The sequence below is a fragment of the Stenotrophomonas sp. YJH_SMC_82 genome, from assembly GCF_059368875.1.
Map to the genome: position 1 here is coordinate 589459 of NZ_JCAFSE010000002.1, position 22518 is coordinate 611976.

22 protein-coding genes are annotated in these 22518 nt (G+C 67.6%); 15 read left to right on the top strand and 7 right to left on the bottom strand.

Features of this window, described 5'->3' with window-relative positions; genetic code table 11:
• Positions 1–567 (top strand): N-acetylmuramoyl-L-alanine amidase, encoded by a 567-nt coding sequence (locus AC5P53_RS10450; protein ID WP_241886648.1) that lies wholly within the window; start codon positions 1–3, stop codon positions 565–567.
• Between the two features lie 250 nt (positions 568–817).
• Here AC5P53_RS10450 and AC5P53_RS10455 read toward each other — a convergent pair whose 3' ends face one another.
• The 3 genes from AC5P53_RS10455 to AC5P53_RS10465 form a co-directional block, all read right to left on the bottom strand.
• Positions 818–1720, bottom strand: a complete 903-nt coding sequence (locus AC5P53_RS10455) for a sulfurtransferase (protein WP_241886647.1) — start codon at positions 1718–1720, stop codon at positions 818–820.
• Positions 1717–2520, bottom strand: coding sequence for a CoA pyrophosphatase (locus tag AC5P53_RS10460; protein WP_241886646.1), 804 nt, complete (start codon positions 2518–2520; stop codon positions 1717–1719). The genes AC5P53_RS10455 and AC5P53_RS10460 overlap by 4 nt, the downstream gene beginning before the upstream one ends.
• 177 nt (positions 2521–2697) lie before the next feature.
• Positions 2698–3399: an FKBP-type peptidyl-prolyl cis-trans isomerase gene (locus AC5P53_RS10465; RefSeq protein ID WP_014646545.1), complete on the bottom strand. Its 702-nt coding sequence runs from the start codon at positions 3397–3399 to the stop codon at positions 2698–2700.
• Between the two features lie 167 nt (positions 3400–3566).
• Between AC5P53_RS10465 and AC5P53_RS10470 the strand changes: the two genes are divergently transcribed.
• From AC5P53_RS10470 to nth, 3 genes are read left to right on the top strand one after another with little or no spacing between them, the layout of a single operon-like run.
• Complete coding sequence (locus AC5P53_RS10470; protein WP_049407492.1) at positions 3567–4349, top strand: enoyl-CoA hydratase/isomerase family protein; 783 nt, start codon at positions 3567–3569, stop codon at positions 4347–4349.
• Between the two features lie 4 nt (positions 4350–4353).
• A complete protein-coding gene (locus AC5P53_RS10475) occupies positions 4354–4707 on the top strand; it encodes a hypothetical protein (protein ID WP_049442206.1) in 354 nt (117 codons plus the stop codon).
• A complete protein-coding gene (gene nth, locus AC5P53_RS10480) occupies positions 4707–5399 on the top strand; it encodes an endonuclease III (RefSeq protein ID WP_014646542.1) in 693 nt (230 codons plus the stop codon). The genes AC5P53_RS10475 and nth overlap by 1 nt, the downstream gene beginning before the upstream one ends.
• Positions 5400–5480: 81 nt before the next feature.
• On the opposite strand, the gene AC5P53_RS10485 is transcribed toward nth, so the two are convergent.
• Positions 5481–6713 (bottom strand): porin, encoded by a 1233-nt coding sequence (locus tag AC5P53_RS10485; RefSeq protein WP_014646541.1) that lies wholly within the window; start codon positions 6711–6713, stop codon positions 5481–5483.
• Positions 6714–7267: 554 nt separating this feature from the next.
• Between AC5P53_RS10485 and pstS (AC5P53_RS10490) the strand changes: the two genes are divergently transcribed.
• The 11 genes from pstS (AC5P53_RS10490) to rnt all read left to right on the top strand — a co-directional run bounded on the left by pstS (AC5P53_RS10490) (position 7268) and on the right by rnt (position 16863).
• Positions 7268–8284, top strand: coding sequence for a phosphate ABC transporter substrate-binding protein PstS (pstS, locus tag AC5P53_RS10490; protein WP_241886645.1), 1017 nt, complete (start codon positions 7268–7270; stop codon positions 8282–8284).
• Between the two features lie 416 nt (positions 8285–8700).
• Positions 8701–9789, top strand: coding sequence for a phosphate ABC transporter substrate-binding protein PstS (gene pstS / locus AC5P53_RS10495; RefSeq protein ID WP_014646539.1), 1089 nt, complete (start codon positions 8701–8703; stop codon positions 9787–9789).
• 79 nt (positions 9790–9868) lie between these two features.
• On the top strand, positions 9869–10837 hold the full coding sequence (gene pstC, locus AC5P53_RS10500) for a phosphate ABC transporter permease subunit PstC (RefSeq protein ID WP_005412771.1): 969 nt from the start codon (positions 9869–9871) through the stop codon (positions 10835–10837).
• A complete protein-coding gene (pstA, locus tag AC5P53_RS10505) occupies positions 10837–11700 on the top strand; it encodes a phosphate ABC transporter permease PstA (RefSeq protein WP_014646538.1) in 864 nt (287 codons plus the stop codon). The genes pstC and pstA overlap by 1 nt, the downstream gene beginning before the upstream one ends.
• Before the next feature lie 19 nt (positions 11701–11719).
• Positions 11720–12550, top strand: coding sequence for a phosphate ABC transporter ATP-binding protein PstB (gene pstB, locus AC5P53_RS10510; protein WP_005408788.1), 831 nt, complete (start codon positions 11720–11722; stop codon positions 12548–12550).
• Positions 12551–12626: 76 nt separating this feature from the next.
• On the top strand, positions 12627–13334 hold the full coding sequence (gene phoU / locus AC5P53_RS10515) for a phosphate signaling complex protein PhoU (protein WP_005408787.1): 708 nt from the start codon (positions 12627–12629) through the stop codon (positions 13332–13334).
• Between the two features lie 237 nt (positions 13335–13571).
• Positions 13572–13925 carry an HvfA family oxazolone/thioamide-modified RiPP metallophore gene (locus tag AC5P53_RS10520; RefSeq protein WP_014646537.1) on the top strand — a complete coding sequence of 118 codons (354 nt, stop codon included), beginning with the start codon at positions 13572–13574 and terminating at the stop codon, positions 13923–13925.
• Complete coding sequence (locus AC5P53_RS10525; RefSeq protein WP_032956527.1) at positions 13912–14787, top strand: HvfB family MNIO-type RiPP peptide maturase; 876 nt, start codon at positions 13912–13914, stop codon at positions 14785–14787. Before AC5P53_RS10520 ends, AC5P53_RS10525 begins: the two co-directional genes overlap by 14 nt.
• Positions 14780–15535: an HvfC family RiPP maturation protein gene (locus tag AC5P53_RS10530; RefSeq protein WP_241886644.1), complete on the top strand. Its 756-nt coding sequence runs from the start codon at positions 14780–14782 to the stop codon at positions 15533–15535. The genes AC5P53_RS10525 and AC5P53_RS10530 overlap by 8 nt, the downstream gene beginning before the upstream one ends.
• Positions 15536–15559: 24 nt before the next feature.
• Entirely contained in the window at positions 15560–16081 is a 522-nt protein-coding gene (locus tag AC5P53_RS10535) for an HvfX family Cu-binding RiPP maturation protein (protein ID WP_032956524.1), read from the top strand.
• A gap of 131 nt (positions 16082–16212) precedes the next feature.
• Positions 16213–16863: a ribonuclease T gene (rnt, locus tag AC5P53_RS10540; protein WP_241886643.1), complete on the top strand. Its 651-nt coding sequence runs from the start codon at positions 16213–16215 to the stop codon at positions 16861–16863.
• A 162-nt stretch (positions 16864–17025) separates the two neighbouring features.
• Here rnt and AC5P53_RS10545 read toward each other — a convergent pair whose 3' ends face one another.
• From AC5P53_RS10545 to AC5P53_RS10555, 3 genes are all read right to left on the bottom strand, one after another.
• Positions 17026–20052 (bottom strand): ligand-binding sensor domain-containing diguanylate cyclase, encoded by a 3027-nt coding sequence (locus AC5P53_RS10545; protein WP_041864114.1) that lies wholly within the window; start codon positions 20050–20052, stop codon positions 17026–17028.
• A 176-nt stretch (positions 20053–20228) separates the two neighbouring features.
• On the bottom strand, positions 20229–21638 hold the full coding sequence (locus AC5P53_RS10550) for an ATP-binding protein (protein WP_032956880.1): 1410 nt from the start codon (positions 21636–21638) through the stop codon (positions 20229–20231).
• A 6-nt stretch (positions 21639–21644) separates the two neighbouring features.
• Positions 21645–22373: a response regulator gene (locus AC5P53_RS10555; RefSeq protein ID WP_041863210.1), complete on the bottom strand. Its 729-nt coding sequence runs from the start codon at positions 22371–22373 to the stop codon at positions 21645–21647.
• Positions 22374–22518: the final 145 nt, after the last annotated feature.

A 22518-nucleotide genomic window follows, 5' to 3' on the forward strand; every position in this document is an offset into this window, starting at 1 on the left:
ATGCCCAACCCGCTCCTGCCCGGCCTGCAGCTGCAGCCCCTGCCCTACCACGACCGACTGCCGCTGCGCGACCCGGCCACGCTGGAGATGGTGGTGATCCACTGCACCGAGCTGCCCGATCTGGCGACGGCCCGCGAGTACGGCGAGCGCGTGCTGTACGACAGCGGCGCCGGCAACAGCGGGCACTTCTACATCGACCGCGATGGCAGCGTGGTGCAGTACGTGGCACCGGAACGCGTGGCCCATCACGTGCGCGGCATGAACGCGCATACGCTGGGCATCGAGCTGGTCAATACCGGGCGCTATCCGGACTGGTTCGACAGCCGCCACCAGGCGATGGACGAGGCGTACACCGAGGCACAGCTGCAGGCGCTGGAACAGCTGCTGATGGCGCTGGTGGCGCACTACCCGTCGCTGCGACGGATTGCCGGGCATGACCAGCTGGACCTGGAACGGGTGCCGGCCAGCGACGATGCGACGTTGACGGTGGCGCGCAAGCGCGATCCGGGGCCGCTGTTCCCGTGGGCGCGGGTGCTGGCGAAGGTGCCGTTGCAGCCGGTTGGGTAAGCGGCAGGGCTGCGCCCTGCACCCGCAGAGGCAACGTCAACGTCAAGAGCTGGCATTCCGAGGGATGGCGGGGTGGGTCCGGTTGCAGACACCCCCGCAACCGGCCCCACCCCGCCTTCGACAGTTCTCCGCGATCCTTCGAATCGACACGGGGTCGGATCCCGTTGCTACGCAACGGGCTCTGACCCGATTTTCGGTTGATGGGGTCAGAACCGTTCTCCGTTGGAAAACGGATCCGACCCCGCGCGGCTCAGGCGCCGGTCGCGACCGGGCGGCTGCTGTCGCTGACCCACCCGCTCCAGGAGTCGGCGTAGATGCGCGCGCCGGACAGGCCCGCCGTTTCCATCGCCAGCAGCAGATGGCAGGCGGTCACGCCGGAGCCGCACATCAGCACCACCTGCTGCGGATCGCGGTTGCCGATCACGCCCTGCAGTTCGGCGCGCAGCGCCTGTGGGTCGCGCAGGTGGCCATCGAGTACGTTCAAGGCGAACGGGCGGTTGACCGCGCCCGGCACGTGGCCGGCGACCGGGTCCAGCGGCTCGACGTCACCGCGGAAGCGCTCACCCGCGCGCGCGTCGACCAACCAGCCCGGCGCGTGCTTCAGCCGTGCGCTGATTTCATCGGCGTTGGCGATCTGGGTGGTGTCGAAACGGCCCGGGTAGGCAGGTAACGCCGTCACTTCAGTCGGCCCGCTCGCCAGCGCGTGACCGGCGGCCTGCCAGGCGGCAATACCGCCGTCGAGCACGGCCACCCGGGTGTGCCCGATCAGCCGCAGCAGCCACCACAGGCGCGAGGCGGCCATGCTGCCGTCGCTGCCGTCGTAGACCACCACCTGGGTTTCGGGACCGATGCCCCACGTACCGAGCTTCGCGGCGAACGCATCGCTGTCCGGCAGCGGGTGCCGGCCGTGGCCGCTTCGGGTCAGATCCGACAGATCACGGTTGAGATCGGCATGCACCGCAGTCGGTAGGTGCCCTGCCAGATACTGGCCGCCCGCCGCCTGCGGATCGGCCAGCGAAGCACGCGCATCGACCACGCGCACGGCGGTGCTGGCGGTGGCACGCGCGTCGACGACGCGCACGCCTGCGCCCAGCGCAGCGGCAAGGGTGGTGACATCGACCAGGGTGGTCCACGGCGGATCGATCGGCTTCATTGCACTTGCTCCAGGCGACGACGCAGGTTGTAGAGAATGGCGGCGGTCGCGCCCCAGATGCGCTGCCCCGGCCAGCCATACTCCAGGACGTGGCGGACCCGGCCGCGATGAGTGATTTCGACCTGGCGCAGGCTGTCGGGCGCCATCAGATAATCCAGCGGCACCTCGAACACTTCGGCCACTTCGCTGGGCTGCGGCACCGGCACGAAGTCCGGATCCACCACCGCCACCACCGGCGTGACCCGGTAGCCGGTGATGGTGACGAAGGGATCGAGATACCCCAGCGCCTGCACCTGGCCGGGCGCCAATGCGATTTCTTCCTGGCTCTCGCGCAGCGCGGCCGCCAATGCGTCGCGGTCATCGGGTTCGGTGCGGCCGCCGGGGAATCCGACCTGGCCCCCGTGCGTGCGCAGGGTTTCGGTGCGGCGGGTCAGGATCACCTGTGCGCCGTTGGCGCGCGGGACGATGCCGGCCAGCACCGCAGCCTCCACCGGAGGCCCGGGCGGCAGCAGGTCGATCAGCTCACTGCGGTTCCAGCCGTCGCCGGCCGGCGGTTGGGCCAAGGGGTGCAGCGCGCGCATCAGTCGCTCGTGGTCGGCCAGCGAGCCACGCAGCGATTGCTGCAGTTGTTCGCGCAGGGGCTGCACGCGGCGCAGGATGCGGCTGCGTTCCTCGTTGCTCATCGACGACCACCGCGCGATCTCATCGATATGCCGCGCGCAGCCGGTGCATTGCCGGTGCGGATCCAGCGTGCACACTCCGATGCAGGGACTTGCGACAACACGCGCCGTTTCTTCCATTGTTTGCACCCGGCAACAGTAGCGCGATCGGGCTGAATTTGCGCGGGTGGCCCGGCCCAACGGTAGAGTCGACTGTCAGTCGACGCTCGCGCGCAGCGCGGGCGTTTCACCGCCAGGGGCTGCACAAACAGAAACGCGCCGGTGGGATCACCGGCGCGTTTCGTTTGCTGTTTCGATTTACTTGACGCTGACCAGCTTGATCTCGAACTGCACAGCCACGTTCGGCGGGAACGGGGTGCGCGGGTCGGCACCGTAGGCCTGGTCCGGCGGCAGGGTGACTTCCCACTTCGAGCCGGCCGGCATCTGCAGCAGGGTCTCGCGCATGGCCTTCATTTCAACTTCGCTGACCTTGATCGACGGGATCTGCTGGGCCGGGCGGGCTTCGGTCGGGCGCTGGCCGTACGGGAACGGACCGGCCACTTCCAGCTGCACGGTGCTGGCCTGGGTCGGCTTGGCGCCCTTGCCGGCTTCGATCACGCGGTACTGGACGCCGCTCGGCAGGGACTGCACGCCGGCCTTGGCCTTGTTCGCCGCGATGAACTGATCGCTCTTGGTCTTGTTTTCGGCAGCCGCCTTTTCGTACTCGGCCTTGGCAGCCTGGGCACGGCCCTGCTCGCGCTTCTGGAACGCTTCAACGGCCGGCTTCAGCTGCTCGGCGGTGATCGCCGGCTGCTTCTTGGCGTAGGCATCCTGCAGGCCCTTCACCACCGAGTTGATGTCCAGCTGCTCACCGCGACCGGTCAGCTCCGCCAGGTTGTTGCCGTAGTCGTAACCGAAGTAATAACTCAGCTTGCCCTTCTCGGACGCGATGTCCTGGGCGAAGGCATTGCCCGTCAGGGCCAGGGCCGCGACGGCGACCGCGATAGAACGCAACTTCATCAAACAGTTCTCCAGGGGTGGTAACTCAGGGACGTTCTTCGCCGCCCTGAGGCGACGGGTTAGGATAACGGGCGCAACGTGTAACCGCTACTCACGATGCAGGCTATGACCCGTCTGCGTTTGCAGAGTTCAATATCACTTTTTTTTAACGTTCCAGGAGTTTCCCCGTGGCCGATGCCCTGATCGCTGTTGCCGACGAAGGCGCCATCCGCACCGTGACCGTCCAGCGCCCGGACAAGCTCAATGCCCTGAACGCCGCGACCCTGCAGGCGCTGGCCGATGCCTTCAGGGACGCCGCTGCCGATCCGGAGGTGCGCGTGGTGGTGTTGACCGGGGCGGGCCCGAAGGCCTTCGTAGCCGGTGCCGACATCGCGGAAATGAACACCCTCAGCGCCGTTCAGGGACGTGATTTCTCGCTGCTGGGCCAGGCCCTGATGCGCCAGATCGAACGCATGCCCAAGCCGGTCATCGCGCGCGTGAACGGTTTCGCGCTGGGCGGCGGGCTTGAGCTGGCGATGGCGTGCCACCTGCGCATCGCCGCCGATACCGCCAAGGTCGGCCAACCGGAAATCAATCTCGGCCTGATTCCCGGCTTCGGCGGCAGCCAGCGCCTGCTGCGCCTGTGTGGCCGCGCCGCCACCCTGGAGCTGTGCCTGCTGGGGGCGCCGATCAACGCCGCGCGTGCGCTGGAACTGGGCATCGTCAACGAAGTCGTGCCGGCCGACGCGCTGGACAACCGTGTACAGGACGTCGCCCGCCAGCTGGCACGCTCAGCGCCGCTGGCCCTGCGTGGCCTGCTCGACGCGGTGCACGTGGGCGGCGAGTGCAGCCTGGAGGCCGGGCTGGAATACGAAAGTGCGCAGTTCGGCCTGCTGTTCGCCACCGAGGACATGCGTGAAGGCACCAGTGCCTTCCTGCAGCGCCGCCCGCCGGCCTTCCAGAACCGCTGACGCCATGGCATCCCGACCCAACCCCGCGCAGTTGTTCGCCCGGGTCCAGGCAGACGATCTCGATGGCGCCCTGCAGGCGGGGCTGATGGACTACGTCGCCCGAGCCGGCGACGAACAGCTGCTGCCTGGCCACCCGGACCTTCCGCAGCGGCTGCAGCAGGCCCAGCAGCAACTGCGTACGGCCTGGGCCGCACGCGAACGCTATCGCGCCCGCGCGGTGCGCCTGGCCCGCCGCGAAGCCGAGCGCGATGCACGTCGCACCCCGCCCCCGGCGCCGGACGTGAAGCCCCCCCTGCCCGCCGCGGCGGCCGCGATTCTCGCCCGGGCCAAGGCCCGCGTCACCGGCAAGGAGCCGTAATGGCCACCGCGAAGAAGACTGCCCGCGCACCGGCGCGGCGCGGCGGCCGCATGCCGCGCGCCGACGTGGTGGAAATGTTCACCCGCCTGCGCGAGCTCAATCCGCACCCGAAGACCGAGCTTGAGTACAGCTCGCCGTTCGAACTGCTGGTGGCCGTGGCGCTGTCTGCCCAGGCCACCGACGTCGGCGTCAACAAGGCCACCCGCCGCCTGTTCCCGGTCGCCAACACGCCGGCGAAGATCCTCGCGCTCGGTGAGGATGGCCTGAAGCCGTACATCGCCACCATCGGGCTGTTCAACGCCAAGGCGAAGAACGTGATCGCCACCTGCGCGATCCTGCTGCAGAAGTACGGCGGCGAAGTGCCGCGCGACCGCGAAGCGCTGGAAGCGCTGCCCGGTGTGGGCCGCAAGACCGCCAACGTGGTGCTCAACACCGCCTTCGGCGAGCCGGTGATGGCGGTGGATACGCATATCTTCCGCGTCTCCAACCGTACCGGCCTGGCCCCCGGCAAGAACGTGCGCGAAGTGGAGGACACGCTGGTGAAGGTGATTCCGGCCGAGTTCCTGCTCGACGCGCACCATTGGCTGATCCTGCATGGCCGCTACGTGTGCAAGGCGCGCAAGCCGGATTGCCCGGGCTGCGTGATCGCCGACCTGTGCCGGTTCAAGGAAAAGACCACAGCCGAGACGTGACGCGGATCGTGTTGTGACGAAACGAAGACGGCGGGCACCAGGCCCGCCGTCCGCGTGTATGGACAAGGGTGCTTCAGGAGATCAGAACGACAGGTCGCCCCAGACGCCGAATTCCTTGGTCTTGTCGTTCTTCTTGTCGCTGGCGTTGGCCAGGTGCGTGTACTTGTACACGGTCGACAGCTTGAGGTTCTTCATGACCGGGAACTCGACGCCGACGTTCCAGTACTTGTCGCTCAGGGTCGGGTCCAGGGTCTTGCTGACGTCGGTGTCATCGTAACGACCGAACACGTTGATGCCGCCGTCGGTCACGCGCACGCTGCCCCACACCGACCAGCCACTGGTCTTGTCGGTGGCAACGGTCAGCACGTTGTTGAGGTTCTTGGCCTGGAAGTACTCGCCGCCGACGCGGAAGTTGCTGTCGGCGTAGGCCACCATCGCGTTGGCGCGGGTGTAGGTGTTCTCGGCGCTCTGGATGTCGGTTTCCTTGCCCAGCTTGCCGCTGTAGCCGCCGACGGCGACCACGAAGTTCTCGTTCGGGGTGTAGGCCACGCGGCCTTCCACGTCCATGCCCTTGCTGCGGGTCGGGTTCTTGTAGCCGGCGCCGGACACGACCGAGACGGCGTAGTTGAAGTTGTTGCCCAGGTTGCCGAAGCCATGCAGGCCCCAGTCGGACGAGTTGCCGTACTTCAGGCGGTCGGTCAGGGTGTTCTCGACATAGCGCATGCCGTAGAACTTCTCGACGTACGGGATCCACGGCATGTCGGCGGCACCGACGCGCAGGTTGAAGGCCGGGTCGAAGCTGCCCTGCACGTAGGCCTTCTTGACGAACAGTTCGGTGTTGCCGATGGCCGAGCTGTACTGGAAGTCGGTGGTCAGGTTGGCCGACCAGATGTCGTTGAACTTGTGGTCGACGGTCAGGTAGAAGCGCTTGACGTCCAGGCCGGTGCCGCTGGCGGCGGTGTCCTTGCCGTTGCTGGTCTTGTCGATGTTGGTCAGGTCGAAGAACATGCGACCGCCAATCTTGTTGTCATTGACCAGCTTGGCCAGCTTGTCGACGCTGGTCTGGGTCTTCTGCGCACCTTCCAGGGCCTGCGCCTGGGTGATGTTCACTTCGGACTGCGCGTCGGACTGCGCCTGCAGCGCCTGCGAATCGTTCTGCAACTGCTGGACCTGGGCCTGCAGCGCAGCGATCTGTGCCTGCAGCTGCTGCAACTGTGCCTGGGACACGCCCGAGCTGGCGGGGGCTGCGAAGGCGTCGGCGGAAACCAGACCGAGGCTTGCAACGACCGCGGCGGCGAGCAAATGGGAACGCATTTTGGATTTCTCCAGAGGGTTGGAATGGCTTGGGCAGAACGCCACGCCGGCAGGCCGGTCAAGCGTTTTGCGAACGTTCCGTTAAAACCATGACAGCCGAATGACAGATTGAGCACCAACCCCAGATTTCTTCGTGCGGTCATGCGTACGACTCATTTGCGCGCACATGCTTATCGATCCCTTGCGCCCCATGGCGTGGTGTATCGGCACCGACACGCGGGCAAGCCGCCGGGTCACCCTGGTCCGCACCGCCCGGCTTCGCGCGGATGACGCGGAATCCCTGCGGAACGCCAGGCGCAGACCGCGCGAAGGGAGGCAGCCGTCACCTCATCGGCCACCTATGCAAGGTGACCGCAGCCGGCGCCGGCGCACCTCCCTTGTGCCCGCACGACCGCCTCAGCCGCTGCGCGAAACCTTCACGGCCCGCGCTGCGCAAGCGTCAGCCAGCGCTGTAACGGATGCGTCATACAACGGTCCCCGCGCTGTCATCGAACCGTTATGGAATGTGCGCCGGGCGGGTAACCCCGCATTCCAATCAACCCAGGAGCCACCCCGTGATCCACGCCTTCAAGTCGCGCGTTGCCGTTGCCGTCTTCGCAGCGTCGTCCGTGTTCGCCGCCAACGCCGCTGAAATCACCGGCGCGGGCGCCTCGTTCATCTACCCGGTGATGTCGAAGTGGTCGGCCGACTACAACGCTGCCACCAGCAACAAGGTCAACTACCAGTCGATCGGTTCCGGCGGCGGCATTGCGCAGATCAAGGCCAAGACCGTTGATTTCGGCTCTTCCGATGCACCGCTGAAGCCGGAAGAACTGGCCGCCTCGGGCCTGGCCCAGTTCCCGTCGGTGATCGGCGGCGTGGTGCCGGTGGTCAACGTGGCCGGCATCGCCCCGGGCGCACTCAAGCTGGACGGCACCGTGCTGGCCAACATCTTCCTGGGCAAGATCAAGACCTGGAACGACCCGGCCATCGCCGCGCTGAACCCGGGCGTGACCCTGCCGAACGCCAAGATCACCGTCGTGCACCGCTCGGATGGTTCGGGCACCACCTTCAACTTCGTCAACTACCTGTCCAAGGTCAGCCCGGAGTGGAAGAGCTCGGTCGGTGAAGGCACCTCGGTCCAGTGGCCGGCCGGCATCGGCGGCAAGGGCAACGAAGGCGTTGCTGCCTACGTGAAGCAGATCAAGGGCGGCATCGGCTACGTCGAACTGTCCTACGCACTGCAGAACAAGCTGTCGTACACGGCGATGAAGAACGCTGCCGGCAGGTTCGTGCAGCCGAGCGATGCATCGTTCGCCGCCGCTGCCGCCAGCGCCGACTGGGCCAGCGCCAAGGACTTCTACCTGGTGATGACCAACGCCCCGGGCGCCGAGTCCTGGCCGATCACCGCCACCAACTTCATCCTGGTGCACAAGAAGCCGAAGAACGCTGCCAACGGCAAGGCCACCCAGGAGTTCTTCCGCTGGGTCTACAAGAGCGGCGACGCCCAGGCCCGCCAGCTGGACTACGTGCCGCTGCCGGACAGCCTGGTCCGCCAGATCGAGACCTACTGGTCGCAGAACCTGAAGTAAGCACGTTCCCCCGCAGGAACGGGGCCGGCGGGTCCTCTCTCCCCCGCCGGCCCCAACCGGGCGCGAGATCCTCGAGATCTCGCGCTCTTCTTGTTTTCGGGGATGCATGCATCTGCCTCTGCAGCGCCGAGCCCACGCTCGGCTGGGTGCTGGAGCGTGCGGACCGACGGTCCGCACCTACCGAGGGCAGGGAGCCGTCGAACATGGCTTGACTCCACAAGGGCCAACCGGCCGCCATACCGGTGCGCAGATCCGGGGTCTCCGGGGCTATGCCGGATGGGGGCCAACCCGGTGAAACCCTTGTCAGAACGTGATCCAGGACACCTCTGTCATGGTCGTAATACGGCTGTAACAAAAACATCATTTCATAGCCGCATCCGCCGACCACGTCGGCTCTTCCCCGCTATGGAGTGACCATGAAACTGCACTCGGCCGGCCTTGCCGCCCTTTCCCTGGCCATCGCCCTGGGCCTGTCGGCCTGCGGTGGCGACAAGCAGGCCGCGCAGCAGCCGGCGGCCGACGGTGCCGCTGCCCCGGCCGCTGCCGGTGCCAAGGTGACCGCCGAAGTGTCCGGCGCGGGCGCGTCCTTCATCTTCCCGCTGGTCTCCAAGTGGTCGGCCGACTACAACGCCACCACCGGGGCCAAGATCAACTACCAGTCGATCGGCTCCGGCGGCGGCATCGCCCAGATCAAGGCCGGCACCGTCGACTTCGGCTCCTCCGACAAGCCGCTGAGCAGCGAAGAGCTGGCACAGGCCGGCCTGGCCCAGTTCCCGTCGGCCATCGGCGGCGTGGTGCCGGTGGTCAACATCGAAGGCCTGGAAGCCGGCAAGCTGCGCCTGAGCGGCGCCCTGCTGGCCGACATCTTCCTGGGCAAGGTCAAGACCTGGAACGATCCGGCCATCGTCGCCGCCAACCCGGGCGTGAAGCTGCCGGACGGCAAGATCACCCTGGTCCACCGTTCGGACGGTTCGGGCACCACCTTCAACTTCTCCAACTACCTGTCCAAGGTCAGCCCGGAGTGGAAGAGCAAGGTCGGCGAAGGCACCTCGGTGCAGTGGCCGGACGGCGTCGGTGGCAAGGGCAATGAAGGCGTCGCTTCGTACGTGAAGCAGATCAAGGGCTCCATCGGCTACGTCGAGCTGGCCTACGCGCTGCAGAACGGCATGCCGTACACCGCCATGCAGAACGCCGCCGGCAACTGGGTCGAGCCCAGCGCGGAAACCTTCGCCGCGGCGGCCGCCAGCGCCGACTGGGCCAGCGCCAAGGACTTCAACCTGGTCATCACCAACGCCCCGGGCGAGCAGGCGTGGCCGATCACCGCCACCAACTTCATGCTGATGCAGAAGCAGCCGAAGGACGCCAAGCGCAACCAGGACACCCTGGCCTTCTTCAAGTGGGCCTTCGAGAACGGCCAGGCCCAGGCCAACGAGCTGCACTACGTGCCGCTGCCGGCCGAACTGGTCAAGCAGATCGAGGCCTACTGGGCGACCGACCTGAAGTGACGGACTCGACGGTGCCCGCCCCGCGCGGGCACCGCTTCCACGCCGTGCCGCCCCGCCCCTTCCTGGCCCTGCCGTCCCCATGAATGCCATCGCCCAGCCTGTAGCCGCCCCGTCCACGCGTGATGCGCGTGATGCCCGCAACGACAAACTGTTCCGATGGGTGCTGGTCGGCACCGTCATCTTCGTCCTGATCGCCCTGGCCTGCGCCGCGCTGTCGATGCTGTGGGGCGGCCGCCATGCCCTGCAGATGCAGGGCCTGAGCTTCTTCTTCTCCGCCGACTGGAATCCGGTCGAAAACAAGTTCGGCGCGCTCGCCCCGATCTACGGCACCCTGGTCACCGCCGTCATCGCGATGGTCATCGCCGTGCCGGTCAGCTTCGGCATCGCCTTCTTCCTCACCGAAGTCGCACCACGCTGGCTGCGTGGCCCGGTCGGCACAGCCATCGAACTGCTGGCCGGCATTCCCTCGATCATCTACGGCATGTGGGGCCTGTTCGTGCTGGTGCCGGTGATGACCGAGTACGTCACGCCGTTCCTCAACGAGACCCTGGGCGAATGGCCGATCATCGGCCCGATGTTCCAGGGCCCGCCGCTGGGCATCGGCATGCTCACCGCCGGTTTCGTGCTGGCGATCATGGTCATTCCGTTCATCTCCTCGGTGATGCGCGAAGTGTTCCTGACCGTGCCGACCCGCCTGAAGGAATCGGCCTATGCGCTGGGCTCCACCAAGTGGGAAGTGAGCTGGGACATCGTGCTGCCCTACACCCGCTCGGCGGTGATCGGCGGCATCTTCCTCGGCCTCGGCCGCGCCCTCGGCGAGACGATGGCGGTGGCCTTCGTGATCGGCAACAGCGTGCGCCTGTCGCCGTCGCTGCTGGAACCGGGCACCACCATTGCTGCGCTGATCGCCAACGATTTCGGTGAAGCCACTGAAACCTACCGTTCGGCCCTGCTGCTGCTCGGCTTCGTCCTCTTCATCGTCACCTTCGTGGTGCTCGCCATCGCCCGCCTGATGCTGATGCGCCTGTCCCGCAAGGAGGGCAACTGATGTCCAGCACCGCTGACTCCCTGTACCTGCGCCGCCGCATCGGCAATGTCGTTGCGATCACCGCCTCCTGCGCCACCGCGCTGTTCGGTTTGTTCTTCCTGGGCTGGATCCTGTTCACCCTGGCCTCCAAGGGCCTGGCCGGCATCAACCTGGATCTGTTCACCAAGATGACGCCGCCGCCGATGCAGGAAGGCGGCCTCGCCAACGCGTTCTTCGGCAGCGCCGTGATGTGTGCGCTGGCGATCGGCATCGGCACCCCGCTGGGCGTATTGGCGGGCACCTGGCTGGCCGAGTACGGCAACGCCCGCAAGGCCGGCACCGTGGTCCGCTTCGTCAACGACATCCTGCTGTCGGCCCCGTCCATCGTGCTCGGCCTGTTCGTCTACACCCTGTACGTGATGCAGACCGGCGGCAACTTCTCGGCGTTCGCCGGTGCGCTGTCGCTGGCCTTCATCGTGCTGCCGGTGGTGGTACGCACCACCGACGAGATGCTGCGCCTGGTGCCCTCGCAGATGCGCGAAGCGGCCCTGTCGCTGGGCATCCCGCAGTGGAAGGTGATCGTGCAGGTGCTGTACCGCAGTGCCTCGGCCGGCATCATCACCGGCATCCTGCTGGCACTGGCCCGCATCTCCGGCGAGACCGCACCGCTGCTGTTCACCGCCTTCGGCAACCAGTACTGGAACAACAACATCTTCCAGCCGATGGCCTCGGTGCCGGTGGTGATGAACCAGTTCGCCGGCAGCCCGTATGAATCCTGGCAGGTGCTGGCCTGGGCCGGTGCCCTGGTGCTGACTGTCTTCGTATTGCTGGTCAGCCTTGCCGCCCGCGGCATCCTGCTGCGCAACCGTATCTCCCATGACTGACCTTTCCGTGGATAACGCCATGAACGACCTTTCCAACGCCGTGCCGATGCAGCGCATCGCCGTGCCGTCCTCGCACGAGAGCCTGCACACGCCGTCGCCGGTGAAGCTGGCTGCGCGTGGACTGGACTTCTACTACGACAAGTTCCACGCCCTGAAGGGCATCAACCTGGAAATCCCGGAAAAGCGCGTGACCGCGCTGATCGGTCCTTCCGGTTGCGGCAAGTCGACCCTGCTGCGCATCTTCAACCGCATCTACGCGCTGTACCCGAAGCTGGAAGCGCGCGGTGAAGTGCTGCTGGACGGCGAGAACATCCTGTCGCCGAAGTACCCGATGAACCGCCTGCGCAGCAAGGTCGGCATGGTGTTCCAGAAGCCGGTGCCGTTCCCGATGACCATCTTCGAGAACGTGGCCTACGGCATCCGCCACCACGAGAAGCTGAGCAAGGCCGACATGGCCGACCGCGTCGAGCAGGCGCTGCGCCAGGGCGCGCTGTGGGACGAAGTGAAGGACAAGCTGGGGCAGAGCGCACTGGGCCTGTCCGGCGGCCAGCAGCAGCGCCTGTGCATCGCCCGTGCCGTGGCCCTGCGCCCGTCGGTGCTGCTGCTGGACGAGCCGACCTCGGCGCTGGATCCGATCTCGACCAGCCGCATCGAGCAGCTGGTGGAAGAACTCAAGCACGAGTACACCATCGTGATCGTCACCCACAACATGCAGCAGGCCGCTCGCGTGTCCGACTACACCGCCTTCATGTACCTGGGCGACCTGATCGAGCACGACCGCACCGAAGTGATCTTCTCGCAGCCGTCGCAGCGGCAGACCGAGGACTACATCACCGGCCGCTTCGGCTGAAACGTCAGTCGAGCACGGCTCGACCCTGCAGACACCATCAGTCGAGCGTGGCTCGACTCTACAGAGTGGAACAACCATGAACCTTCCCAACGACCACATCGTCAAGAGCTACGACGAAGAGCAGCAGCGCCTGGTGGCCGAGATCGTGCGCATGGGCGAGATGGCCGTCGCCCAGCTCGAAGCGTCGATGGACGTGATCGAGAAGCGCGACGAGAACGCTGCCCATCGCATCATCGCCAACGACGAGGCGATCGATGCGCTGGAACAGCAGATCAGCCACGACGTGATGCGCCTGGCGCTGCGTGGCCCGATGGCGCGCGACCTGCGCGAGATCCTTGCCGGCCTGCGCATTCCGGCCGACATCGAGCGCATCGGTGACTACGCTGCCAACGTCGCCAAGCGCTCGATCGCGCTGGGCAAGGTGCCGCCGCTGCCGCAGATCCAGGGCCTGCGTGCACTGGGCCGCCTGGCCGCGCAGCAGGTCCGGCGTGCCATTGCCGCCTACCGCGACAACGATGCTGATGCCGCGCTGGAACTGCGTGAGGACGACGCCCGCCTGGACGCGCAGTACACCGCGCTGTTCCGCGAGCTGCTGACCTACATGATGGAAGACCCGCGCAACATCACCCCGTGCACGCACCTGCTGTTCATGGCCAAGAACCTGGAGCGCGTGGGCGACCACGCCACCAACATCGCCGAGAACGTATGGTTCCTGGTGCATGGCGAGCAGCCGCTGCCACCGCGTGAAAAGCGCGACGAGACCTCCAGCACCGGCCAGCCCTGACGCTGCACTGCAACACCGGAGTCGACTCCAAGGTGGCCGCTGTCCTGGTGACAGCGGCCTTCTTTTTTGGGGTGTTTCATCCGCATTGTGGGCGCCACGCGTGCCCGGTGCGGACCTGCCGGATGCTTCTGTAACAGATCTCACGAAAATTTGAGTTCTTGGCGAGGATTCGTTGAGTAGGATCGCTGCACCATCGATTCACCCCGGGCACCTGCCCACCACCCAGGAGTAAGACCGATGAGCAGTTCCAACAAGACCCTGTCCCTGCTGACCGCTACCGCCCTGGCCGCCGGCCTGGGCATGACCGCCAGCGCCTCGGCGCTGAGCATGAGCGACCTCGCCCAGGGCTACCTGGTGGCCGGCCAGGCAGCCAAGGCCAGCACCGATGCCAAGGCCGCCGATACCAAGATGGCAGCCGACGCGACCAAGCACGCCGAAGGCAAGTGTGGTGCCGACGGCAAGACCGGCGAAGGCAAGTGCGGTGCCGACAAGGGCAAGGCTGCCGGCGCAGCGGGCGCCAAGGCCAAGACCGGCGACACGAAGTCGGCTGAAGGCAAGTGCGGCGAAGGCAAGTGCGGTGGCAAGCACTGACGTCCGCGCCAGCCTCGTCCACCCGCAGTCGCCGCTTCGCGCGGCGGCTGCAGGGTTGGGCCTGCGCCGGGCGCTGCTGCAGGATCTGCGTGACGCTCCGGCAGGCGACTTCGACTTCCTGGAATGCGCGCCGGAGAACTGGATCCATGTCGGCGGCCCGGCCGGTGATGCCCTGGCCGAACTGGCACACCGCCATCCGCTGAGCTGCCACGGCCTGTCGCTGTCGCTGGGCGGCAGTGCCGCCCTGGACACCCCGCTGCTGGAGCAGGTCGGCCGGTTCCTCGAAAAGCACCGCGTGCCGCTGTACAGCGAGCACCTGAGCTACTGCAGCGACGACGGCCACCTGTACGACCTGCTGCCGATCCCCTTCACCGACGAAGCCGTGCGCCATACCGCGCAGCGCATCCGCCGCGTGCAGGACCTGCTCGGCCGCCGCATCGCGGTGGAGAACGTGTCCTACTACCTGGCGCCGGAACCGGCGATGGACGAGCTGGCGTTCACCAATGCGGTGCTCGCCGAAGCCGACTGCGACCTGCTGCTGGACGTCAACAACGTCTACGTCAACGCCTGCAACCACGGCTACGATGCCGATGCCTTCATCGCCGGCCTGCCCGCGCAGCGTATCGTCTGCCTGCACGTGGCCGGGCACCTGGACGAGGCACCCGACCTGAAGATCGATACCCATGGCAGCGCGGTGATTGATCCGGTCTGGGAGTTGCTGGCGCGTACCTATGCTCGCATCGGCCCACGCCCCACCCTGCTCGAACGCGATTTCAATTTCCCGCCCTATGCGGAACTGCAGGGCGAACTGCAGACCATCCGCCGCCTGCAGGCCGCACACGCCGGGGCTGCACATGGCTGACGCTATCGACACCCTGCGCGCGCAGCAGCACGCGTTCACCGCGCACCTGCGCGATCCACAGGCGGTGCCGGCACCAGCCGGCCTGGATGCACGCCGGTTGGCGGTGTACCAGCACCTGCTGTTCAACAACCTGCTCGGGCTCCTGAGCAACGGTTTCCCGGTCTGCGTCCGCCTGCTCGGCGAACCGGCATGGAGCGCGCTGGTGCGCCACTACTTCGCCACCCATCGCTGCCAGACCCCCCTGTTCACCGAGCTGGCCGCCGAGTTCGTGCAGTGGCTGCAGGCACAGCCGCAGCTGCCGCACCCGGCGCTGACCGAACTGGCCCACTACGAGTGGGTGGAAACCGCGCTGTACCAGTTGCAGGCCGAGCCACTTCCTGCGCCTGGCGATGTCGATCCGCTGCGGGTGCCGCTGCAGCGTTCGCCGCTGGCGTGGCCGCTGCTGTACCAGTGGCCGGTGCACCGTCTCGGTGCAGAGGATGCGCCGACCCAGCCCCTCCCAGAACCCACCGGCCTGCTGGTCCGCCGCGAAGCCGACGGTGAAGTGCGATTCGCCGCGCTCAGCCCCTTGGCGGTGCACCTGCTGTCCAGCATCGGTGAACAGCCTGGGCTGGAAGGCCGTACGTACCTGCAACGCCTCGCCACCACGCATGGGCTGGCCGAAGACGCGCTGGCCGGCCCCGGTGCCGCGCTGCTGCGGCAGTTCCTGCAGGCCGGCGTGATCGGCCCGCTCACCGCCCCGCCCTGACACCCCATTTGCGGAGATCCCCTGATGAACCTTCCGACCCTGGCCGCCGCGCGTGACCAGCTGGACCGTCTCGCCCCCTGGTTGGCCCCGCTCGGCCTGCGCCTGCTGCTGGCCTGGGAATTCTTCGAATCCGGCCGCGAGAAGCTGCGCGGCCAGAACTGGTTCGCCGACCTGCAGGACGCCTTTCCATTCCCGTTCGACCAGTTGCCGGCCACCCTGAACTGGCAACTGGCGACCTGGTTCGAACTGCTCGGGGCGGCCTGCCTGCTGTTCGGTTTCGGCACCCGTTTCGCCGCCGCGAGCCTGCTGGTGCTGACCGTGGTGGCCACCTATGCGGTGCATTGGCCGATGGAGTGGAACTCGCTGGCCGACCTGGCCATGGGCTATGCGATCAGCGACCAGGGCTTCGGCAACTTCAAGCTGCCGGTGCTGTTCATGGCCATGCTGCTGCCGCTGATCTTCACCGGCGCCGGCAAGCTGAGCGTGGACGCCTGGTTGGCGCGGTGGTCTCCCTCGGCCACACCTGCGCGGCCAGCGGTTCGGTAGATGCCGACCTTGGTCGGCGCGTCATGTGCCAACCAAGGTTGGCACCTACCGGGTTCTGCGTTCGTGCCACCACGGTGGCTGGCATGGGCTGCGTGGCCGGGCGCTCAGGGCTGCTCTGATAGAATTCACGCATGACTGACCCCATCCCCGCACCTGCCGCCGTTCCCGATTCCGCAGTTCCCCAGGCGCAGCGCGCGATGTCACAACGCTTCCGCGGCTTCCTGCCGGTGGTGGTGGATGTGGAAACCGGCGGCTTCGACAGCCAGCGCAACGCGCTGCTGGAAATCGCTGCGGTGCCGCTCGAGATGGACGAGAACGGCCTGCTCTACCCCGGCCAGACCGCCAGTGCCCACGTGGTCCCGGCCGAGGGCCTGGAGATCGACCCGAAGTCGCTGGAAGTGACCGGCATCATCCTCGACCATCCGTTCCGGCTGGCCAAGGAAGAAAAAGCGGCGTTGGACCACATCTTCACTCCGGTGCGTGCGGCGATGAAGAAGTACGGCTGCCAGCGCGCGATCCTGGTTGGCCACAATGCCCATTTCGACCTCGGCTTCGTCAACGCGGCCGTGGCGCGGACCGGCCACAAGCGCAACCCGTTCCATCCGTTCAGCGTGTTCGACACGGTCACCCTGGCCGGTATCGCCTACGGCCAGACCGTGCTGGCGCGTGCGGCCACTGCCGCCGGGCTGGGTTGGGATGCGAATGAAGCGCACAGCGCGGTATATGACACCGAGCAGACCGCGCGGCTGTTCTGCACCATCGCCAACGCCTGGCCGCGGTAAGAAAGCGCTTTCTGTAGAGCCGAGCCATGCTCGGCTGCACCTTTTTCCGCGCTGCCGCGCGGTGGTCGAGCACGGCTCGACTCTACAGGCCGACGTCGTTCCATCGATGCATGGTGGCGAATCAATCGCCGCACAGTAGATCCACGCCATGCGTGGATGCGATCAACCAATGCTCGTGCGATCGCGGCCGTCGCTCTTGGCGCGGTACAGCGCGCGGTCGGCGCGCTGGTACAGCAGCGCCGGGGTGCGGTCGTCGGCATCCAGCTCCACCAGCCCCGCACTGAAGGTCACGCGCAGGCCTTCCACACCGGCCCAGTCGGGGTGGTCATGGAACAGGCCGCGCAGGCGCGCGCACAGCTGCGCGGCTTCCTCCAGGCGGGTGTCGTTGAGCAGCAGCGCGAACTCTTCGCCGCCGGTGCGCGCCGGCAGGTCGGAGTCGCGGCTGGCGGCTGCGATCAGCGTCGCCACCTGCACCAGCACGGCATCGCCGATGCTGTGGCTGTGGCGGTCGTTGACGTCCTTGAAATGGTCGATGTCCAGCACCACCAGGCACAGTGGATGACCACTGCGCTGCGAACGGGCGAAGTCACGCGCCAGCGTCTCGTCGAAGCCGCGGCGGTTGGCCAGCCCGGTCAGCGCATCCTCACGGGCCTGGCGCTCGAAGGCTTCGGCCTGGCGCGCCAGGCGTTCGGCCAGCTCGGTCTTTTCCTGGTTCAGCGCCTGCAGGTGCACGGTCTTGGCCTGCAGGTCGAAGGTCGCGTCGTCCACCCGCCGCGCCAGGCGCAGGTTGCTGGCCTTCAGCTGCTGCAGCAGCAGGCGGTACAGTGCCACCAGGCCGGCCAGCAGCAACAGCCCGCCCAGCGCCTGCACGCTGCGCCGCTGCCACCAGAACGGCTCGACGCTGAAGCTCCACACCGCCTCCTGTTGGCCCCAGCTGCCGCCCGGATGCGCCGCAGCCACATGCAGGGTGTAGTCGCCCGGCGGCAGGCCAACGAACTCGACGCTGCGCTGCGGGCCACGCTCGACCCAGCCGGCATCGAGGCCATCCAGCCGCGTGCGGTAGCGGATCCGGTCGGACATCAGGTAGCTCAGGCCGACATAGCTCACCGCCAACCGGCGGCCACCGGGAATGTAATTGCGATCCGGTCCCTCCCAGTGCACCGGCGCACCATCCACCTGCACGCTCTCGATCGCCGCCGGCGGCGATGGCCGCTCGCGGAAACGCTGCAGGCGTTGCGGGTCGACCGTGCTCAGGCCACCGGCGGTGACCACCCAGAACGTGCCATCCTGGCGCAGGATCGCCGATGGACTGGAGCTGCCATTGGCCTGTGCATTGGCCATGCCGTCGATCTCGTTGTAGCGCTCCAGCACCACCCGCGGCGTGCGGCCATCGGCCACCGCATTGAGGGTGGCCATGTCGGTGCGCAGCACACCACGGTTGCTGCTGATCCAGACATTGCCGAGGCGGTCCGGCACCAGCTGGAACACCGCGTCCACCGGCATGCCCTGCTCCAGGCCGACCCGCGCCAGCGCACCGTTGCGCCAGCGGTACAGGCCACGATCACTGCTGATCCACATCGCATCGCCCAGCTGGTGGAAACCGAACACGCTGCGGCCGCCCCCCAGCGGGGCCAGGTCGATCGACTGCACGTGGTCGCCACGCAGCACGCGGATGCCTTCGATGGTGCCGATCCACAGGTTGCCCTGGTGGTCATGCTCGAGCGCGGTGATCAGGCCGCCGGGCATGCCCGGCACGTTCGAGACCTGCACCCGGTCGCCGTCGATGCGCACCACGCCCTTCTGCGTGCCGGCCCAGACCACGCCCTGCGGGTCAACGGTGATCGCACGGATGTTGCCGCCCGGCATGCCGTCAGCCGCCGCATAGTTGTGGCGCAGGCCCCCATCGCGACCCAGCCGGTAAACGCCGTCGCCGAAGGTTCCCACCCACAGGTCACCGTCCGGCCCCTGTGCCAGGCTGAGTACCGAGGGCGCCTTGCCGCCGCGGTTGTGCAGCGGCACCGCGCGGAAACGACCGTCGCGGGTCTGGAGGTCAAGGCCGCTGGCGCTGCCGACCCACAGCTGGCGGTCGCGATCCTCGAACACCGTGCGCACGTAGTCGCCACTGAGCCCATCGCGCTCGGTGAAGCTGCTGAACAGTGTTTCGCGCAGGCGGTACAGGCCCCCATTGGCTCCCACCCAGATGCTGCCTTCGGCATCCTCGCGCAGGCTGACCACGCGTCCGCCCGGCAGGTTCAGGCCGGCCGGCAGCCGCTCCAGGCCATGGGCGGAAATGCGCAGCAGGCCCTGGTTCTCGGTACCCAGCCACAGATCGCCATGCCGGTCCTGCAGCATCGAGGTCATGTGCAGCTGGCCCGGCAGGCGGTGCACCAGCACCAGCTGGTCGTCCTCCACCCGGTACAGGCGCTCGCCGGCGACGATCCACAGCGCGCCATCCGGTGCCCGGTACGGCCACGACAGGCCGCTGCCGGCGCCCAGCCCCCACGCGGCGGGCGCGCGCTTGAGCACGCCGTCGTTGTCGCGCAGCACCAGCCCGTCGAGCGTGCCGACCCATACCCGGTCCTGTGCATCGACCACCAGCTTGGTGAAGCTCATCGCCATCGGCAGGTCCGCCGCCGGTGCCTGGTAGACGATGCCGGCATCCGGCGTCAGGTAGCCGATGCCCTTGCCTTCGTACAGCAGCCACAGCCGGCCCTGGCTGTCCATCTGCATGGACTGGATCAGCACCTGCGGTGTACCGGCCTGGTGCTCCCAGACCCGCCATTGGCCGTCGCTGCCGCGGTGGCTGACGTTGCCGCGCGAATCGCTGATCCACAGCCCGCCCTGGCGGTCGACGAACAGTGCGCCGATGCCGTTGTCGCGCAGGCCCGGGCGCGTACTGCGGTCGAACACGGTGAAGTCCAGTCCGTTGTAGCGCACCAGCCCTTCCCAGGTGGCGAACCACAGATGGCCCTCCGGCGTCTGTGCGATGTCGCGCAGCGAGTTGTGCGGCAGGCCGTTGCGCGAGGTCCATACATCGATGGCGTAGTCGCGCAGCGGGGGCGCGCCCTCCTGTGCCGCCAGCGGCAGCGCGAGGGCCAGCAGCAACCACAGCAGGCCCTGCCGCAGTGCCCGCCTGAATCCTGATGCGCGGCGCTCCACCCAGCGCCCCTCGTCCCCCTGCCCGCCCATCACCGCAGCAGCGGCGGCCAGGTGCGGCTGCAGGGCGCGGCAGCGTGCGGGAACAGCCGGGCAGCGCGCACTGGCATGCCGGCGGGAACGGGCTGGCTCATCGAGGGGAGACTGGGGAGATGGGCAGATGATAGGCCAAACCCCGGCCCCGGCGTCACCGTCCGCGGCCCGCCGGCTCAGCCGGCGCGGCCGGGCGCCACCACCTGGGCACTGGCCGGCCACTGCACCACCGCCTCCAGGCCACCTTCGGCCCGGTTGCGCAGCCACAGCCGCGCGCCGTCCTTCTCGGCCAGGGCGCGGGCGATGGTCAGGCCCAGGCCGGCCCCGCCGGTCTGGCGCGAACGCGAGGTTTCCACCCGCACGAACGGATCGAACACCGCCTCCAGCTGCTCTTCGGCCAGGCCGGGGCCGTCATCGGCCACCACTACGGTGATCGCACCGCCGCTGCGCTCGACCCGTACCCGCGCCCGTTGCGCGTACATCACCGCGTTGTCCACCAGGTTGGAGAACAGGCGGTGCATGGCCAGCGGACGCAGCATCAGCACCGAACCACTGCCCCCCTCGAAGACCACGTCGGCGCCGCCTTCGGCGGTGTCCTCGACGATGCTCTCCAGCAGTGAATCCAGGTCGAGTGCGGCGCGCTGCTCGGCACTCTCGGCACTGCGGGCCAGTTCCAGGCCCTCGCGCACCAGCGCCTGCATCGCCGCCAGGTCACCGATCAGGCGCTCGCGCAGGGCTTCGTCGCTGACATTCTCCAGGCGCAGGCGCAACCGGGTCAGCGGCGTCTGCAGGTCATGGGTGATCGCCGCCAGCATCTGCGTGCGTTCGGCCAGGTGCCGCTGCAGGCGGTGCTGCATGGCGTTGAAGGCTTCGGCGGCGCGCTGCACTTCACGCGGCCCGCGCAATGGCAACGGGTCGCGCTGCAGATCGTCGCCGAGATCCTCGGCAGCGGCGGCCAGTTCCTGCAGTGGCGCACTGGCCATGCGCGCAACGATATAGGCCAGCACGGCAATCGCCAGCACCAGCAGGGTCAGGAACCACGGGTCCACGGCGAGGATGCCGTTGTGCGCCACCGCCGGCGAGTCCAGCGCCAGTTTCAGCAGCGTGCCGTCGTTGAGGGTCACGTCCACCGCGCGGCACTTGGGCGGGATGAACGCCGGGTCGCGTTCGCGCGGCGGCCGCCGGTGACCCGGCGGTGGCGGCGGCAGCAGGTCCTGCAGCTTGGGAATGCAGGAGCGGAACGAAGCGAAGTGCACATGCGCGCGCGACACCGGTCCGGGGCGGTCTTCCAGCACTTCCATCAGCGCCGTGTCGGCACGCCCGAGGCGGGCTCCGGGCTGCAGCGCGCGCACGCTCGGCCCGCCGATCGCCAGCAGGCGCTCGCGCAGCTCCGGATTGCCGTCCAGCAGGTTGACGTAGCCCTGCAGGCGGTCGGCGATGCGGTTCAGGTTCTGCCGCTCGAACTCCTGCTGGCGCTTGGAAGTGGCCAGCATGGTCGCGCCGATCGCAGCCACCGCCATGCCCAGCAACAGGATCACGAACAACCGCCCGACCATCGAGGACAGGAAATGGCGCAGGCGCTTCATCGCGGCTTATTCCAGGTTGACCGCGGAGGCCAGCACGTAGCCCTCGTTGCGCACGGTCTTGATCAGTCCGTCCGGGCCACCGTCGTCGCCCAGCTTGTTGCGCAGGCGGCTGACCTGCAGGTCGATCGCGCGGTCCTGTGCCTCGTAGTTGCGGCCACTGCTGAGCGCGACCAGCTGCTCGCGCGACAGCACCTTGTTGGCGTGCGCGATGAACACCCGCAGCAGGCGGAACTCGGCGCCGGACAGCACCACCACGCGGTCATCCGGATCGACCAGGTGGCGATGTTCCAGGTCGAACACCCAGCGCGAGAAGCGCGCACGGCGCACCGCCAGCGGCTCCAGGTTGGCCGGCAGCGCCTCGGTCCGGCGCAGCACGTTGCGGATGCGTGCCAGCAGCTCGCGCGGTTCGAACGGCTTGGCCAGGTAGTCATCGGCGCCCATTTCCAGGCCCAGCACGCGATCGATCGGCTCGGCGCGTGCGGTCAGCATGATCACCGGCGTGTTCGAACGCGCACGCAGGTCACGGCACAGGGTCAGGCCATCCTCGCGCGGCAGGTTGAGGTCGAGCACGATCAGGTCCACGTGCTCGCGGTCCAGCAGCTGGCGCATGGCGGTGCCATCGGCCGCCGTGCTCACCAGGTAACCGGCGCGGCCGAGCTGCTCGGCCAGCAGCGTGCGGATGTCGTTGTCGTCGTCGACGATCAGCAGTCGATGCATCGGGTTTTCAGTCTCCATGTCGCGATCATCCCGTGTCGGCAGCTGAACCGCATCCGGGGCAATGCGTACCAGTGTATCCACCCACGGGCGGGATACCTGTGGTTACGCGTATTCACCGACAGTGTTACATACAGACATACCCCGAGGATTGAGCCGTCCATCG

Coding starts and splice junctions, on each gene's coding strand:
- AC5P53_RS10475 (WP_049442206.1), top strand. CDS start 4,354: ATGGCATCCCGACCCAACCCCGCGCAGTTGTTCGCCCGGGTCCAGGCA.
- pstB (WP_005408788.1), top strand. CDS start 11,720: ATGAACGACCTTTCCAACGCCGTGCCGATGCAGCGCATCGCCGTGCCG.
- AC5P53_RS10460 (WP_241886646.1), bottom strand. CDS start 2,520: ATGGAAGAAACGGCGCGTGTTGTCGCAAGTCCCTGCATCGGAGTGTGC.
- AC5P53_RS10530 (WP_241886644.1), top strand. CDS start 14,780: ATGGCTGACGCTATCGACACCCTGCGCGCGCAGCAGCACGCGTTCACC.
- AC5P53_RS10465 (WP_014646545.1), bottom strand. CDS start 3,399: ATGAAGTTGCGTTCTATCGCGGTCGCCGTCGCGGCCCTGGCCCTGACG.
- AC5P53_RS10485 (WP_014646541.1), bottom strand. CDS start 6,713: ATGCGTTCCCATTTGCTCGCCGCCGCGGTCGTTGCAAGCCTCGGTCTG.
- AC5P53_RS10550 (WP_032956880.1), bottom strand. CDS start 21,638: ATGAAGCGCCTGCGCCATTTCCTGTCCTCGATGGTCGGGCGGTTGTTC.
- AC5P53_RS10555 (WP_041863210.1), bottom strand. CDS start 22,373: ATGGAGACTGAAAACCCGATGCATCGACTGCTGATCGTCGACGACGAC.
- AC5P53_RS10535 (WP_032956524.1), top strand. CDS start 15,560: ATGAACCTTCCGACCCTGGCCGCCGCGCGTGACCAGCTGGACCGTCTC.
- rnt (WP_241886643.1), top strand. CDS start 16,213: ATGACTGACCCCATCCCCGCACCTGCCGCCGTTCCCGATTCCGCAGTT.
- pstC (WP_005412771.1), top strand. CDS start 9,869: ATGAATGCCATCGCCCAGCCTGTAGCCGCCCCGTCCACGCGTGATGCG.
- AC5P53_RS10545 (WP_041864114.1), bottom strand. CDS start 20,052: ATGGGCGGGCAGGGGGACGAGGGGCGCTGGGTGGAGCGCCGCGCATCA.
- phoU (WP_005408787.1), top strand. CDS start 12,627: ATGAACCTTCCCAACGACCACATCGTCAAGAGCTACGACGAAGAGCAG.
- AC5P53_RS10520 (WP_014646537.1), top strand. CDS start 13,572: ATGAGCAGTTCCAACAAGACCCTGTCCCTGCTGACCGCTACCGCCCTG.
- pstA (WP_014646538.1), top strand. CDS start 10,837: ATGTCCAGCACCGCTGACTCCCTGTACCTGCGCCGCCGCATCGGCAAT.
- AC5P53_RS10455 (WP_241886647.1), bottom strand. CDS start 1,720: ATGAAGCCGATCGATCCGCCGTGGACCACCCTGGTCGATGTCACCACC.
- AC5P53_RS10450 (WP_241886648.1), top strand. CDS start 1: ATGCCCAACCCGCTCCTGCCCGGCCTGCAGCTGCAGCCCCTGCCCTAC.
- pstS (WP_014646539.1), top strand. CDS start 8,701: ATGAAACTGCACTCGGCCGGCCTTGCCGCCCTTTCCCTGGCCATCGCC.
- nth (WP_014646542.1), top strand. CDS start 4,707: ATGGCCACCGCGAAGAAGACTGCCCGCGCACCGGCGCGGCGCGGCGGC.